The following is a 15541-nucleotide window of genomic DNA, read 5'->3' as shown; positions in this document are numbered from 1 at the left end:
AGGCGCCTTTTCAAAACGACGAGGTTGATCAGCCGTTGTAGTTTTCGTTAACGAAGTCCCAGTTAACCAGTGCCCAGAAGTTCTTGAGGTATTCAGGGCGCAGGTTGCGGTAATCGATGTAGTAGGCGTGCTCCCACAGGTCAACCGTCAGCAGAGCGGTCTGTCCATCGGTCATCGGTGTACCGGCGTTGCTGGTGTTAACGATATCCAGAGTGCCGTCTGCGTTCTTCACCAGCCAGGTCCAGCTGGAACCGAAGTTGTTCACAGCCTTGTCGTTGAACGCTTCCTGGAACTTCTCGAAAGTGCCCCATTTTACGGCGATGGCATCGGCGATATCACCGGTCGGTGCGCCGCCACCATTCGGAGACAGGCAGTGCCAGTAGAAGGTGTGGTTCCACACCTGAGCCGCGTTGTTGAAGATGCCGCCAGCCGGAGCAGTCTTGATGATCTCTTCCAGAGACTTGCCTTCAAACTCGGTTCCCGGTACCAGACCGTTCAGCTTCACAACGTAGGTGTTGTGGTGCTTGCCGTGGTGGTATTCCAGAGTCTCGGCAGAGATGTGCGGTTCCAGTGCATCTTTCGCATACGGCAGTGCAGGCAGTTCGAAGCTCATAGTAATCACCTTGTTTATTGAGACAGGTTCAGCATAAAACCGATTGTTGTTGGTGAGGTTGGACCAGACAGGGGCCAAACCTCTTGGGTGCCCTGATGATAGCACCGAAAAGGCGTCTTATCATGGCACAGTTTGTAGCAGTATTATGAAGTGCAGACGGGCTGTACCAATTGCACCTCAATGGGTATGTTGAGGCGCAGGGGAAAAAAACAAGGCCTATCCCGCGCGAGACAGGCGCTGCTGTACCAGGCAGAGGGCGGCGATCGCACGGCCTTCGGAAAACTCTGCCTGGTCGAACAGCTCCGGCAGCTGTGACATGGGCCAGGGCACCAGTTCCAGTGGCTCGGGCTCATCACCTTCCAGTTTGTTGGAGTACAGATCGCGTGCCAGAATCACCTCAAGCCGGTGCCCCATATAGTTGGGTGCCGCCGTGAGCTGGCGTATATGGCTCAGCTCGCGTGCGCCGAAGCCGGCTTCTTCCTGCAGCTCACGATTGGCGGCTGTCAGTGCATCCTCACCGGGGTCGATCAATCCCTTGGGTAGTGTCAGGACATACTCCTCCAACCCTGCGGCATATTCACGAATCAGCAGCACCTCGTCGCGCTCGTTGATGGCGACGATCATCACCGCCCCGTGACCACCGGTTCTGAGCCGCTCATAGTGCCTCTCAACACCGTTGCTGAAACGAAGCTGCATGCTTTCAATATGAAACAGCCGGCTGCTGGCCACTTTGGTTAACTTCAAAATCTCGGGCTTGGCGGTCATACTGATATCCGAAAACTGTTATTACCTGTCAGAGTGTTCCCTGATTATGCTTGATTGGCAAGCCATAGATACTGTGCTGTTGGATATGGACGGCACCCTGCTCGACCTGCACTTCGATTCCCACTTCTGGCTTGATCTGGTGCCTCAACGCTATGCGCAAAAGCGAGGACTGGAGCTTGAGAATGCCCGCCAGTGGCTGCACGAGCGGATTCGGCAGGAGCAGGGCTCACTCAGCTGGTACTGCCTGGACTACTGGACCGAGCAGCTTGATCTGCCGATTGCCCAGCTGAAACGGGAGATCATGGATCGAATCGGCTTCCGCCCCGGCGCCGAAGCCTTTCTGCAGGCGCTGCGCCGCAGTGGACGGCGTACCGTGATCGCTACCAATGCCCACCGGGACAGTCTGGCCCTCAAGATCGAAGTGACCGGTATCGATCAGCAGGTGGACCTGGTGATCTGCTCGCACGATTTCGGCTATCCCAAGGAAGGGCAGGCGTTCTGGCAGACACTGCAGGAGGTGGAGCCTTTCAACCCGGCGCGCACACTATTGGTCGATGACAGTCTGGCGGTGCTGGCATCTGCACGGCGGTACGGTATCGCTCACCTGCTGTCGATCACCCAACCGGACATGCAGCAGCCGGCGCGGCAAGTGACTGAATTCGATGCAACCAATGATTTCAGCGAGGTGATAGCAGCCCTATGAGTCATCACTATAAGGAAGAACTGGAGCGCGAAAAGTCTCAACAGGCGCACCAGGGCGTGCGGCTGGACAAGTGGCTTTGGGCCGCCCGCTTTTACAAGACTCGGGCCCTGGCCAAGGAAATGATCGAGGGTGGCAAAGTGCATTACGATGGCCAGCGCAGCAAGTGCAGCAAACATGTGGAGATCGGTGCGCTGATCCGCCTGCGGCAGGGGAATGACGAAAAAACAGTCGAAGTGCTGGCGCTGTCGGATCAGCGTCGCGGTGCCTCGGAAGCACAAAAGCTGTATCGAGAAACCGAAGACAGCATCCGCGCCCGCGAACAGCGGGCACTGGAACGCAAGACCCAGGGCAGCGCGCCGGAGCAGCGGCCGAACAAGAAAAGTCGGCGTGAGCTGCTGCGGATCAAGGGCAGTTGGGACTGATCAGCGGCCCGGGTTGAAAAACGGCAGCCTTCCCAGCAGCGGAATGCGGCCGGCCAGTCGATACAGGGGCGTCAGCCCCATCAGCAGCCATCGGTTGAGCCAGCCGGCAACCGGTGTGGCCCAAGCCCATGCCAGTGTGGTGAGCGCCAGACACATGCCACCAACGGCAGCATCGGTGAACCAGTGGGCTCCGCCAAACAGGCGTGGCAACATCAGAAAAATACCTAGCCCCGCCGCGCAGAAAGTTGCCGGGCTCCGCCGAATGAACAGCAAAAAACCGACCCAGACCAGCAGCACACTGGCATGGTCACCGGGAAAACTGGTAGACGCACTGTCCTTGGCCGGGATCTCTGGCAGATGTTCACCGAACAGATAGGCTGGCTGTAACTGCAGGGACGGGCTTGGACCACTGAGGCCGGCGCTGTGTGCGTACTCAGATAACAACTCCCGCATCGGCAACATCAACAGCATCAACAGCAGAAAACCGGTAAATGCGGCCTGAAGCTGATGACGTCTGAGCCCCCCCAGTCCGGGGAAGATCAAAAACAGCAGCATCACAACCGCTGACAGGGCATCAACCTCGCGGGTGTTCATCCATGCCCAGAAGTGAGCCCAAGGCTCGTTGTGGAACAGTGAGCCGTTGAGTGTAAAGAATACCGATCGGTCGATGCTGCGCCATATTTCACGACCAGCATCGCTGGCAAAGCTGAGCAGCAGCAGAGCCGCCACCAGCTGAGTCGAAATGAATGCCAGCGGTCGCCAACGAGTGGAAAAGACAGGTTCCGGGGTGATCATCAGCGGTCCATTCAGCTAGAATTACGAAACCACTATTCTAGCAACACCGCTCGGCCGACTCACGCGGTACGAGCAGAAATCTCCGGGAATCCTGCATGAGCAACCCAGATCAGATCCAGCGCATTCTGTTCGAACAGATTGATGTCCGCGGCGTGGTCGTTGGACTTGAAACCAGTTACCAGGAAGTGCTGGCGCGGCACAACTATCCGCCGGTACTGCAGCGGGTACTGGGGGAAATGCTGGCGGCCGTCGGCATGCTCAGCGCGACACTGAAGTTTGAAGGCCGCCTGCTGTTGCAGGCTGAAGGGGAAGGGCAGGTTAAGATGCTGATGGCTGAGTGCAACCGGCATCAGGATCTGCGCGCCATCGCCCGCTATGATGGAGAACTGGGCGATGATCTGAGTTTTGATCAACTGCTGCAGAACGGTCGTATAGCCTTAACTATCGAACCGGAAAAGGGTCAGCGCTATCAAGGGGTTGTCCCGCTTGAAAATGAGACGTTGGCGCAGTGCCTGCAGGCATATTTCGAACAATCTGAGCAGCTGGGTACCTCAATTCAGTTGGCCGCTGATGGGCAGCGCGCCGCCGGCCTGATGCTGCAGGTTATGCCGGCCGAAGGGCGGGGAGATGAGGACTGGAATCGGGTCAGCATGCTGGCCTCTACGCTCAAGGATGAAGAACTGCTTCAGCTGGACAACGAAGCGCTGCTGTTCCGTCTGTTCCACGAAGAGGTGTGTCGGCTGTATGAGCCTCAGCCGCTTCGATTCCGCTGTGACTGCTCACGCGAGCGTAGCGCCGAGGCACTGAAATTTATGACCGAAGAGGAATTGCTGGAGATTCTCAAGGAGCAGAACGGCATCATTGATGTGGGCTGTCAGTTCTGCAATCAGACCTATAATTTCGATGAAACCGATATCCGTGCATTGTTCAGCGAACCGGGCTATCTCGACGAAGATGGTAGAATGCACTGAATAATCAGTGAGTTGGAAAGGTGGCCGTAGGATCGGGGAAGATTTTAAATGAGAATGATTCCGGCAGTCCCATCCCGGCGGATTTTGTGCAATAATACGGCCCCAAAAATAACAACCCGAGCTGCGTTAACCGGAACGCAGTGGCCCTTTTTTGCTTTCAGGTAATTGTTTGGCGAACAGCCAAGGGAATCCAGTAATGACCAAAGAAACCGTCACTAGCGTACACGTGAATCTGACCCCGGCTGAGCTGGTCGAGCGTGCGATTCAGCGTAACGAAGGCGTCCTCGCGGACACCGGCGCACTGGTTGTCACCACCGGTCAGCGTACAGGTCGCTCACCGATGGATCGCTTCATCGTCGAAGAGCCGAGCACGTCTGACGTGATCGAGTGGGGCAATATCAACCGTCCTTTCAACGCCGACAAGTTCGACGCACTCTGGACCCGGGTTGAAGAATATCTGACTGACAAGGAACACTTTGTCTCTCATGTGCACGTAGGGGCTGATCACAGTCATTACCTGCCGGTCAAAATGACCACTGAAACCGCGTGGCAGAATCTTTTTGGTCTCAACCTGTTCATCCGTCCGCACGAATACAATCCGAAGAGCAAAGAAGAGTGGCAGATCCTGAACGTGGCTGGCTTCCAGTGTGAGCCTGAACGTGATGGTACCAACTCCGATGGCTGCGTCATCCTGAACTTCGCCAAGCGCAAGGTGCTGATTGCGGGCATGCGATACGCCGGTGAAATGAAGAAAGCGATGTTCTCGGTACAGAACTTCCTGCTGCCGGAAAAAGACGTACTGCCGATGCACTGCTCTGCCAACATTGGCGAAGATGGTTCCACTACCCTCTTCTTTGGCCTGTCCGGCACCGGCAAGACCACTCTGTCTGCTGACCCCGAACGCTACCTGATCGGTGATGACGAGCACGGCTGGGGCAAGGGCGTTGTCTTCAATCTGGAAGGTGGCTGCTATGCCAAGACCATCAACCTGAGCAAAAAGAACGAGCCGATCATCTGGGATGCCATTCGCTTCGGTGCCATCGTTGAAAACGTGGTACTGGATGGCAGTCGCAAGGCGGACTACAACGATGTATCCCTGACCGAAAACGGTCGCTGTGCCTACCCACTCGATCACGTTGACAAACGTTCTGCCACCAATATGGGTGACGAACCTGACTCAATCGTGTTCCTGACCTGTGACCTGACCGGTGTACTGCCGCCGGTATCTGTATTGAGCAAGGAAGCGGCCGCATACCACTTCCTGTCCGGTTACACCGCATTGGTCGGCTCTACCGAAATGGGGTCAGGTGGTGGTATCAAGTCCACCTTTTCCACCTGCTTCGGCGCGCCGTTCTTCCCGCGTGCTGCGCATGTGTACGCCGAACTGCTGATGAAACGTATTGAAGAGTACGGCTCACGTGTTTACCTCGTGAACACTGGCTGGACCGGTGGCTCCTTCGGTACCGGTGAGCGCTTCAGCATTCCGACTACGCGGGCCATCATCAGTGCCATCCAGAGCGGTTCATTGAAGGATTGCGAAACCGTGCAGTTGGACGGCATCAACCTGGCGGTACCGACAGCGGTTCCGGGCGTTGACACCAAGTTGCTTAACCCGCGTGATACCTGGGCTGATCCGGCCGCCTATGACGCAGCGGCAGCCGATCTGGCCAAACAGTTCGTCAACAACTTCACCAAGTTTGATGGTGTATCCGCCGAGATTCTGGCGGCAGGTCCCAAAGCCTGAAACTGGACTTGCTCCAAACGCAACGCCCCGCATGTCGGGGCGTTCTTGTATCCGGGACTAGCGTTCAGTGGTCGGCGCGACAGAGCGTACCAGTAGTTTTTGCCAATATGGGTGTTTCAGGGTGCGGCTAAGCAGAGCGATGACCAGCAGGGCGAACCCCAGCCGTGCCCAGAAAATGCCGGACAGGTCGGCCCCGACCAGCATGACCAGCAGGGTGTCTTCGATCAGGCTGTGACACAGGCCGAGCAGGCTGATGGCGGCAAAGATATCCGCCGGTGCGATGTCGCCTCGCTCGGCTTCACGAATCAGCAGTCCTCCGCCGTAGGCCAGACCCAGAGTCATGCCAATCAGAGTGATTGACAGAGCGCCGGGCGCGATGCCGATCAGTTTGAGTAACGGCCGCAGCAACCATTCCAGCAGACGCTCGATGCCGAGCAGACGCAACAGGCGCAGTGCGGTCAGCAGCAGAACGATTACTCCCGCAGTCCATGCCAGTGTTTTCAACTGGCCTAGTGTCCACCCGAGCAGGCTTGGGTCTTCCGGTTGAGGTACCCAAGGGACGCGATTGACGGCCTGCAGGGTTTCACTGTGCTGATAGAACTGGTGCAGCAGCACAGACAGAACAATGCCGCCACCGATACGCAGCAGCAGTTGTGGAATGACACGACAGCCCGCTTTCTGTGCCACGCGAATCTCAACCGGAAGGTTGTGAGCGCTGAGCAGCAGGGTACCAAGAATGGTGGCCTGGGCGATGCTCCAGTGCTCAGTGCCGGTGGTGGAAAAGAAGATGATAATGCCGGTGTAGATATTGGTCAGCATGGCACTGGCCCAGATCAACCCCGCCTCCGGCGGCAGCCCCATCCAGCCCATCAAGGGTGCAAACAGATGACCCAGCAGTTCAGCAGCCCCCAGTTCAGTCAGCAGCTTGACGATGAGAATGGCCGGAACCATCACTTTGAACAGGGTCAGAATCACCCTGTAACTGTCAGTCAGAATCTCTCTGATCGAATGCAGCAGGGCTCGATACATCAGCTGATCTTGAGCTTGAAATCAATATTGCGCAGGTAGCCGGCTTCCTGCTCCAGGTCAGCCCGGGTCAAGGGATGTTGATCCAACCAGCCCGGAGGGAGTGCCAGCTCGATTCGATGTCCGTCCACATTAAGCCTGAAAGCAGGCAGGCGTGCCTTGCTGCGGCTGCGGTGCAGTAATACCGCCAGCCGTAACAGCAGACAGAGGTAGCGGCAGGATGCTTTCAGAGCAGGCGGCAGGTTGCGAAACTCATCCTTGGGAAACTTGCGTCGGTGGCCCCGCACCAGAAATGCCAGCTGCTGCTGTTCGGGGCGGGTGAAGCCGGGCAAGTCTGAGTGCTGCAGCAGGTAGGCACTGTGTTTGTGAAACTGGCTGTGGGCTACAGCGAGTCCGATCTCGTGGGTCCTGGCCGCCCAACTCAGCAATTCTCGGTACTCGATATCCTGCAGCTTCCAGGCCTCTGCTGTCTGTTCCAGAGCGGCCAGTGCTGTCGCCTCTACCCGAGCGGCCTGACGCCTATCCACGTGGTAACGCCGAGCCAGTGCGGTGATGGTGCGCTCGCGTACATCCTCATGGCGCAGTCTGCCTGCCATGTCATATAACAGGCCTTCACGCAGGGCACCCTCTGAAAAACTCATGCTTTCGACGCCCAGAGATTCGAAAATGGCGCCGAGAATGGCGATGCCGGCGGGCAGTACGGCACAGCGCTCAGGCTTGATGCCATCAATCTGAATGCGATCAATATGCCCCACACTGACCAGATACTCGCTGAGCTGTTTCAGTCCACTGGCACTGATCTGGTCATTGCTCAGGCCGAGAGAGATACAGGCCTGACGGGCGGCCTTGATGGTGCCTGATGCTCCTACACTGCTGCTCCAGCCGAGGCGGCGATAGTCACGCCGGATTGACAGCAGCTCCTGCAGGGCGGCTGTGCGTGCCTCTCGCATGGCGGCAGCCGAGATTTCGCCGCCGGAAAAGAACAGGTCGGTATAGCTCACACATCCCATCTGCAGACTTTCACACAGGCGTGGTTCAAACCGGGAGCCGATAATAAACTCAGTGCTGCCGCCGCCAATATCCACCACCAGGCGTCGACCGGTATCATCGGCCAGAGTATGCGAGACACCAAGATAGATCAGGCGGGCCTCCTCTCGACCGGCGATAACTTCAACCGGTGTGCCCAGCAGGGCCTCGGCCCGGGCAATGAAGTCATCACTGTTGCGAGCTTCGCGCAATGCGTTGGTGCCGACTACCCGAATCGATTGGCGGGGAAGGTCCGCAACCCGCTGGGCGAAGCGGCCCAGACACTCAAGCCCACGTGCCATGGCGTTTTCTGTCAGGCAGCCTTCGGCGTCGAGCCCGGCAGCCAGTTGTACTTTCTCTGACAGTACGTCCAGTGTGCTCAGTTCGCCGGCAAAAACGCGGGCAACGATGATGTGAAAACTGTTGGAGCCGAGATCGATGGCAGCCAGCAGAGAGGTGTCGGCGGTCGTCACGGCAGCCGTGTCCTGTGCGTACATCAGCGATTTTCCCCAATTTACAGCGGTCAAGAGTGCAAAAATACCGGTTAACGGGGGCCGGATGCTACCCTTTTATGATGACAGTCGTACTGCAGTGTCCGACGGACAGGATGTGGCAGGCGTGGGTAGCAGGTGTTATCATCCTGCCAATGTCTTAAACGCACCTCGTGCACTGGAGAATCGATCCATGAGTGAAAATATCGTCAATGTGACTGACGCCTCCTTCGAAGAAGATGTTCTCAAGGCTGAGGGCGCTGTGCTGGTAGATTACTGGGCCGAGTGGTGTGGACCCTGCAAGATGATCGCCCCGGTGCTGGAAGAGATCGCCAAGGAATATGCGGGCAAACTGAAGGTTTGCAAATTGAACATCGACGAAAACAATGAAACGCCGCCCAAGTTTGGCATTCGTGGCATCCCGACTCTGATGCTGTTCAAGGGCGGTAATGTGGAAGCGACAAAGGTAGGCGCGCTGTCCAAGTCTCAGCTGGCGGCTTTCATCGACGCCAATCTGTGAGCCTGGCCAGGTGGAAACACGCAGGCTGCGCAACGGTCGCGTTTTTCCACCAGCTTCTGCTGGACAGGTCCCGTTTTACCTTTTATAGTGGTCCCACATACCGGCCCGGCGATCCATTGTCTGGGTGTCACAAGTAAGACCTTAACCTTATTTCTTCCGACTAACCATCCGGTTTCCATCCGTAACCAGCCGACTCTGGGCTGCTTCTCTGAATACTATGAATCTTACCGAACTCAAACTAAAAAGCGTTCCGGAACTTCTGGATATCGCCATCGAAATGGGCCTCGACAACATGGCCCGCTCCCGCAAACAGGACGTGATCTTCGCTATTCTGAAGAAACATGCCAAAAGCGGAGAGGACATCTACGGTGACGGTGTGCTGGAGATCCTGCAGGACGGCTTCGGCTTCCTGCGCTCAGCCGATTCTTCCTACCTCGCTGGCCCTGACGATATCTATGTATCTCCCAGTCAGATCCGTCGTTTCAATCTGCGCACCGGTGATACCATCTCGGGCAAGATTCGCCCGCCGAAAGATGGGGAGCGCTACTTCGCGCTGCTGAAGGTCAACGAGATCAACTATGATCGCCCGGAAAACGCGAAAAACAAGATCCTGTTCGAAAACCTGACGCCTCTGTTTGCACAACAGCGCATGCGGATGGAAATCGGCAATGGCAGTACCGAGGATCTGACGGCGCGTGTAATTGATCTGGTGTGCCCCATGGGCAAGGGCCAGCGCGCCCTGATCGTATCACCGCCCAAGGCCGGTAAGACGCTGATGCTGCAGAACATTGCCAACAGCATCACCCGTAACAATCCTGAATGCTACATGATCGTGTTGCTGATCGACGAACGCCCCGAGGAAGTGACCGACATGCAGCGCACCGTTCGTGGTGAAGTGGTTGCATCCACCTTCGACGAACCGCCGTCACGTCACGTACAGGTTGCTGAAATGGTGCTGGAAAAGGCCAAACGCCTGACCGAGCACAAGAAAGATGTGGTGATCCTGCTCGACTCCATCACACGTCTGGCGCGTGCCTACAACACCGTTATCCCATCTTCGGGCAAGGTACTGACCGGTGGTGTTGATGCACACGCACTGGAGCGCCCCAAGCGCTTCTTTGGTGCAGCCCGTAATATCGAAGAAGGCGGCAGCCTGACGATCATCGCCACCGCACTGGTTGATACCGGCTCGAAAATGGACGAGGTTATCTTCGAGGAATTCAAGGGTACCGGTAACTCCGAAGTCCACCTGGACCGCAAGATTGCTGAAAAGCGTGTATTCCCGGCGATCAATATCCGCCGTTCAGGTACCCGCCGTGAAGATCTGCTGACCAGCGAAGAAGAGCTGCAGCGGATGTGGATTCTGCGCAAGCTGCTGGATCCGATGGACGACTCCGCAGCTACCGAGTTTGTGATCGACAAACTGAAGGACTTCAAGACCAATGATGAGTTCTTCCTGTCGATGAAGCGCAAGTAAGCCGAATTCACCTGCTGTAGTGAACCAAGGCGACGAAAGCGGGGTAAGCTAATCACTTACCCCTTTTTTATGTACAGGATGTACCCAGTCGTATTCTTTGGACAGGCGATCCCATGTCGACACCCAAATACAAGGACCTGCGCGACTTCATCGAGATGCTGGAAGCGCGTGGCGAACTCAAGCGTATCCGGATGCCGGTTGACCCGGTACTGGAAATGACCGAAATCTGCGACCGTACCCTCAAGGCCGGTGGCCCCGCGCTGCTGTTCGAGAACCCCAAGGGCTATGACATGCCGGTGCTGGGCAACCTGTTCGGTACTCCTGAACGTGTGGCGCTGGGCATGGGTGAGACGTCGGTAGCGGCCCTGCGAGAGGTCGGCAAGACGCTGGCCCAGCTTAAGGAGCCTGAACCGCCCCGCGGCATGAAGGATGCCTGGGACAAGCTGCCGTTGTATCGTCAGGTGCTGCACATGGGGCCGAAACAGGTGCGTAAGGCGCCCTGTCAGGAGATGGTCATCGAGGGCGATGATGTCGACCTTTACCGTATTCCGATCCAGACCTGCTGGCCCGGTGATGCCGGTCCGCTGGTGACCTGGCCACTGGTGATCACCCGCGGGCCGGACAAGCCGCGACAAAACCTGGGCATCTACCGTCAGCAGTTGATCGGTCGCAACAAACTGATCATGCGTTGGCTGGCCCACCGTGGCGGCGCCCTGGATTTCCGTGAATGGAAGCTGGCTCATCCCGGTGAGCGTTTTCCGGTTGCAGTGGCGCTGGGCGCCGATCCGGCGACCATTCTGGGTGCTGTGACGCCGGTGCCGGATACCCTGTCCGAGTATGCCTTTGCTGGCCTGTTGCGCGGTGGCAAAACCGAAGTGGTTAAGTGCATCGGCAGTGATCTACAGGTGCCGGCCAGCGCGGAAATTATTCTTGAGGGGTACATTGATCCCGAGGAGATGGCGGACGAAGGTCCGTTCGGCGATCATACCGGCTACTACAACGAGGTGGATCGTTTCCCGGTGTTTACCGTAGAGCGGATCACACGGCGCAAGGATGCTATCTATCACAGCACCTACACCGGACGGCCACCGGATGAGCCGGCTATTCTTGGCGTTGCGCTGAATGAAGTATTTGTGCCGATCCTGCAGAAACAGTTTCCCGAAATTGTGGACTTCTATCTGCCGCCGGAAGGCTGCTCCTATCGCATGGCGGTGGTCACGATCAAGAAGCAGTATCCGGGGCATGCCAAGCGGATCATGTTGGGTGTCTGGTCGTTTTTGCGTCAGTTCATGTACACCAAATTTGTCATCGTCTGCGATGACGACGTCAATGCTCGCGACTGGAATGACGTGATCTGGGCGATCACCACCCGTATGGACCCGCAGCGGGATACGGTGATGATCGACAATACGCCGATCGACTATCTCGATTTTGCCTCACCGGTCTCGGGTCTGGGCTCGAAAATGGGGCTGGATGCCACCAACAAGTGGGAAGGCGAAACCACTCGCGAGTGGGGTGAACCGATCAAGATGGACCCAGCCGTGAAGCAACGGGTGGACGAGATCTGGGATCAGCTGGGTATTCTAGACAACTGATACCGGCAGGCGGCTACGGTTGCCTGCAGCAAGGAGTGATGTTTTGGAAACAAGAGTATGTGATGTGACAGGGTTCGAAGCCCTGAATCAGGATGTGTTTCGGGTTCGGCTGCGTCTGACAGCGGTGGACCCGGAGTCGATGCATTATCGAGCCGGCCAGTATTTGGATATTCTGTTGCCGGAGGGGAAAAAGGCATCCTTTTCCATTGCGTCGGCACCGGATCAAGGGCGAGACCTTGAACTGCATATACGCCAGGTGCCGGGCAGTGAGTTCAATGCCATGATTCTCAGTTATCTGCAAACCAGTCCATCCGTCCAGATCGAGCTGCCCAAGGGTGCTGTAAGCCTGACTATGGCTGACGTAACGCCTGAAACCCGATTTGTATTTGCGGCTGCCAGCACTGGCTTTGCTCAGATCAAGAGCATGGTCGAACACCTGCTGGCCAATCAGGCCCGCAACCGGATTGATATTTACTGGGGCGCGCGCATGGAGGCAGACCTTTATCTGGAGAAGCTTCCACAGCAATGGGCGCATGAACATGCCAATGTGCATTTTGTGCCGGTGGTGAGCGAACCCGAAACCAGTCCGGGCTGGACCGGGCGTACCGGGCTTATGCCGGATGCCATTGCCAAAGACCTGGACAGTATCGAGGATCTGGCAGTATATGCCTGTGGCTCACCTGGGATGGTGTATGCCTTGCTGGATCGACTGACGGAAAAAGGGGTGGCAGAGAATCAGGTTCATTCTGACGTGTTTGCCTGGGCGCCGCGACCGGCCTAGTTCATTTTGCTGCCAGTGATATGAAAACGCCCGGCTTTGCCGGGCGTTTTCATTTGGGGCAGGCTCAATGGCTCTCGCTGTTCGGTGCAGGCAGAGGCAGAGCTGGCAGTGAGTTGTCGAGTTGTTGCAGCTCGCGTGTCATCATATCGAGCGCACGCTTGTCTTCGCCCAAGTGATGCAATAGGCGGTACAACTCTTTGAAGGTCTCTGCGTCGGGCTGTAGCTCAAGGCTGCGTTCAAAGTGATTGATCGCCTTGCCCCAGTGTGCGTTACGCATACTCAGGCGTCCCAGTGTCAGCTCCAGACCGGGGCTGTCGGCGTGCTGCTTGAGCCAGCCGCGGGCTATATTCAGTTGCTTCTCGGCATTTTCACCCTGAATGCGGCCATACAACCTGACCAAGTGCTCGTCCCACTGGCGTTTGATCAGGTCACGCAGCATTTTCTCGACTTCCACTTCGGCGCCGATCTCGATCATCAGATCAGTATAGCGGCTGACCAGTACCGGGTTGCGCAGCAGTGGCTGTGGAATGGACTGCCAGCTGCGGCTGAGGCTGCGCAGGCGTTCCTGTGCACCGGCTCCGTCCGGCAGGCTGGAGATGCTGTATTCGAGTTGATGCAGGTGACATTGCAGCTCAAGTTGTTCCAGCTCGTCATCTTTCATCGCCTGCAGTCGCTTTAGCTCCGGTAGAAGCTCGGTAAGGCCTTTCCAGTCCTCCAGCTTCAGATAGGCTTCCTTGAGCAGGCGGATGACATGGGTATGTTTGGGTGCCTGGCGTCGCAGATGGAGCAGTGTGGCCAGGCAGGGTTCCAGTTGACCACGCTCCAGCTGCATTTCTGCCTGAGTGATGCCGATCGCGACCTCGGCCTCGGGGGTTGACTGGCGGGCGCGATTGAGCAGGTCATCGGATGATTTGCTGTCGCCCTGCTCGTGGGCTGCACGGGCCGCCGCAAGATAATTGATGACCGGCAGGTCGGAGCGCTGTGCCGCCTGTGTCAGGTAGCGCTGTGCCTTCCACCAGCTGCCCTCGGACAGCGCCACAAGCCCTTTCAGGGTTTTGCTGCGCGCCAGGCGGTGGTTGCGGTCACTGCGCCAGCTGCGCAGACGATCACCCGGCAAGCGGATGTTATGGACCAGGTTGAACAGCCAGTGCAACAGTGCAAAACCGAGTACCAGTATCAGCAACAGCACCCAGAGACTGGTTTCAACTGTGGTCTGCTGGTATGACAGCAGTACATAGCCTGGATCCTGCACCATCAGCTGGCCAACCCAGGCGCCGGCTACCAGCAGTATTAAAAGGATGATAAACAGTTTTTTCATCTGTTCTGCCCTCCCTCACGCAACTGCTGCATGCGACCGAGATAATCCTTGAGGCTGCTCAGGGAGCCGGAAATGTCCGGCAGCTCTGGTGCCACGTTTACCTCGGAGAGTTCAGCCAGTCCTGTGAGCAGGGCAATAGTGGTGGCATCTTTTGGGTCGAAGTGGGTGGCAATCCACTCCTGCGCCTTGCTCAGGCTGCTATCGAAAGCCTGTTGCTTGCGCTGCAGCAAGGCCATCTGAGCCTGTTCCAGCATCAGATGCAGGTTTTGCTGCAGGAAGAAGGTTTGCTCAGGTGACATCAGCGGCTTGATAGGCTCGTCATGGTGTTGAATCACGATCAGCTGCTCAAACTTGTTTACTGCCTTGTTCCAGCTGGTCTTGAAACCGTCGCCCCAGGACTGCTTGACACTTTCGGGTGTGATCTCTTCCAGCATCTGCGGCAGCTCACGTCGTTCGCTGACGGGTACCACACGCAGGTTGTCCACCTGACGGTTGAGCGCACCCAGTCGCAGGAATACCCCCTCGCTATCCAGTCTGGGCACTGCTTCCAGCGCTGCGATGTCAGCGGCCAACGCCTTGCGTACATCGTAGATGGTAACGTCATCAGTTTCACTGAGAATGGTGTCGGCCGATTTCAGGAGAGTCAGTGCGCCATTTGGAGTCTGTTCCATTAATACGCGCTGATTGGCCAGTCGCAACAGATATTCCACCTCGGCCAGCAACCAGTCTTTGCGGCTGAGCTCACGGCTCGCTGTGACCTGCTGGATACTCCGGGTCAGTCGATCCTGCAGCTCGGCGATATTCTGCGCTTCGGCTTCCGAGCGGGCCTGCAGCTGTCCCAGTTGCTGGTTTACACTGCTGACTGTCTGGGCCACTTCGGCTCGACCATTGGCCAGGGCTGTTTCGACCTGTTGGCTGAGGCGTTCCTGCATCTGGCTGTTCTGTTGTTTCAGTTGCCAGCCTTCCCAAGCCAGATAGCCTCCGCCGCCGAGGGTTATAAGCGACAGCACCAGTGCCAGCTTGCCGGGCCAGGTTGCGCCACAGCGTTTTTCACTTTCAGCCTTCGGCTTGCGGGAGGGCTGTTTGGCAGGTTTGTCTGCAGCTGCGCTGGAGGCTGCATTAGCGTCCTGGTTGACTTCCGGTTTTTCTTTGGTGGTTTCAGCGGCTGATTTGCTGGTATCCGTAGCAGGGGAGTCCTTTGTCTTGCTGCTGGACTCGTCGTGTGCGTCAGCGGGCTTATTGGTTGGTTCAGATGAATTGTCGCGGGTTTCTTTCATGCCGGTGGTTCCGATTG

General features: G+C 57.0%; 15 protein-coding genes. 8 read left to right on the top strand and 7 right to left on the bottom strand.

Annotated elements, in window-relative coordinates; all coding sequences use genetic code 11:
- Positions 1–28: 28 nt before the first annotated feature.
- Both ACAM29_RS14030 and nudE read right to left on the bottom strand, forming a co-directional pair.
- Positions 29–613, bottom strand: coding sequence for a Fe-Mn family superoxide dismutase (locus ACAM29_RS14030; protein WP_091826295.1), 585 nt, complete (start codon positions 611–613; stop codon positions 29–31).
- Positions 614–829: 216 nt separating this feature from the next.
- A complete protein-coding gene (gene nudE / locus ACAM29_RS14025) occupies positions 830–1378 on the bottom strand; it encodes an ADP compounds hydrolase NudE (protein WP_091826297.1) in 549 nt (182 codons plus the stop codon).
- A gap of 46 nt (positions 1379–1424) precedes the next feature.
- On the opposite strand from nudE, the gene yrfG reads away from it, so the two are divergent.
- The gene (gene yrfG / locus ACAM29_RS14020) at positions 1425–2081 is read left to right on the top strand and encodes a GMP/IMP nucleotidase (RefSeq protein WP_369624489.1); all 657 of its coding nucleotides are present in this window, start codon (positions 1425–1427) and stop codon (positions 2079–2081) included.
- Entirely contained in the window at positions 2078–2503 is a 426-nt protein-coding gene (hslR, locus tag ACAM29_RS14015; RefSeq protein WP_354409500.1) for a ribosome-associated heat shock protein Hsp15, read from the top strand. Before yrfG ends, hslR begins: the two co-directional genes overlap by 4 nt.
- Here hslR and ACAM29_RS14010 read toward each other — a convergent pair whose 3' ends face one another.
- Entirely contained in the window at positions 2504–3298 is a 795-nt protein-coding gene (locus tag ACAM29_RS14010) for a phosphatase PAP2 family protein (protein ID WP_091826300.1), read from the bottom strand.
- A 95-nt stretch (positions 3299–3393) separates the two neighbouring features.
- Here ACAM29_RS14010 and hslO point away from each other — a divergent pair, with 95 nt between their 5' ends.
- Both hslO and ACAM29_RS14000 read left to right on the top strand, forming a co-directional pair.
- Positions 3394–4269, top strand: coding sequence for an Hsp33 family molecular chaperone HslO (gene hslO / locus ACAM29_RS14005; RefSeq protein ID WP_369624488.1), 876 nt, complete (start codon positions 3394–3396; stop codon positions 4267–4269).
- Between the two features lie 196 nt (positions 4270–4465).
- Positions 4466–6013 (top strand): phosphoenolpyruvate carboxykinase, encoded by a 1548-nt coding sequence (locus tag ACAM29_RS14000; protein WP_091826304.1) that lies wholly within the window; start codon positions 4466–4468, stop codon positions 6011–6013.
- A gap of 57 nt (positions 6014–6070) precedes the next feature.
- Here the strand turns inward: ACAM29_RS14000 and ACAM29_RS13995 are convergent, their stop codons facing one another.
- Positions 6071–7042 carry a hypothetical protein gene (locus ACAM29_RS13995; protein ID WP_369624487.1) on the bottom strand — a complete coding sequence of 324 codons (972 nt, stop codon included), beginning with the start codon at positions 7040–7042 and terminating at the stop codon, positions 6071–6073.
- Positions 7042–8562, bottom strand: a complete 1521-nt coding sequence (gene ppx, locus ACAM29_RS13990; protein ID WP_369624486.1) for an exopolyphosphatase — start codon at positions 8560–8562, stop codon at positions 7042–7044. Before ppx ends, ACAM29_RS13995 begins: the two co-directional genes overlap by 1 nt.
- 187 nt (positions 8563–8749) lie before the next feature.
- Between ppx and trxA the strand changes: the two genes are divergently transcribed.
- The 4 genes from trxA (at position 8750) to ACAM29_RS13970 (ending at position 12929) form a co-directional block, all read left to right on the top strand.
- Positions 8750–9076: a thioredoxin TrxA gene (gene trxA / locus ACAM29_RS13985; RefSeq protein ID WP_091826310.1), complete on the top strand. Its 327-nt coding sequence runs from the start codon at positions 8750–8752 to the stop codon at positions 9074–9076.
- A gap of 217 nt (positions 9077–9293) precedes the next feature.
- Complete coding sequence (rho, locus tag ACAM29_RS13980) at positions 9294–10553, top strand: transcription termination factor Rho (protein ID WP_091826312.1); 1260 nt, start codon at positions 9294–9296, stop codon at positions 10551–10553.
- A gap of 113 nt (positions 10554–10666) precedes the next feature.
- Positions 10667–12148 (top strand): 4-hydroxy-3-polyprenylbenzoate decarboxylase, encoded by a 1482-nt coding sequence (gene ubiD / locus ACAM29_RS13975; protein ID WP_091826314.1) that lies wholly within the window; start codon positions 10667–10669, stop codon positions 12146–12148.
- A gap of 43 nt (positions 12149–12191) precedes the next feature.
- A complete protein-coding gene (locus tag ACAM29_RS13970; RefSeq protein ID WP_369624485.1) occupies positions 12192–12929 on the top strand; it encodes an NAD(P)H-flavin reductase in 738 nt (245 codons plus the stop codon).
- Positions 12930–12993: 64 nt separating this feature from the next.
- On the opposite strand, the gene ACAM29_RS13965 is transcribed toward ACAM29_RS13970, so the two are convergent.
- Positions 12994–14247: a heme biosynthesis HemY N-terminal domain-containing protein gene (locus ACAM29_RS13965; protein ID WP_369624484.1), complete on the bottom strand. Its 1254-nt coding sequence runs from the start codon at positions 14245–14247 to the stop codon at positions 12994–12996.
- Positions 14244–15524: a uroporphyrinogen-III C-methyltransferase gene (locus tag ACAM29_RS13960; RefSeq protein WP_369624483.1), complete on the bottom strand. Its 1281-nt coding sequence runs from the start codon at positions 15522–15524 to the stop codon at positions 14244–14246. Before ACAM29_RS13960 ends, ACAM29_RS13965 begins: the two co-directional genes overlap by 4 nt.
- Positions 15525–15541: the final 17 nt, after the last annotated feature.

Source organism: Marinobacterium sp. BA1 (assembly GCF_041155135.1).
GTDB classification, from domain to species: Bacteria; Pseudomonadota; Gammaproteobacteria; order Pseudomonadales; family Balneatricaceae; genus Marinobacterium; species Marinobacterium iners.
The sequence above is the reverse complement of the archived record's forward strand: the minus strand, read 5'-3'. Positions and strand labels throughout refer to the sequence as shown.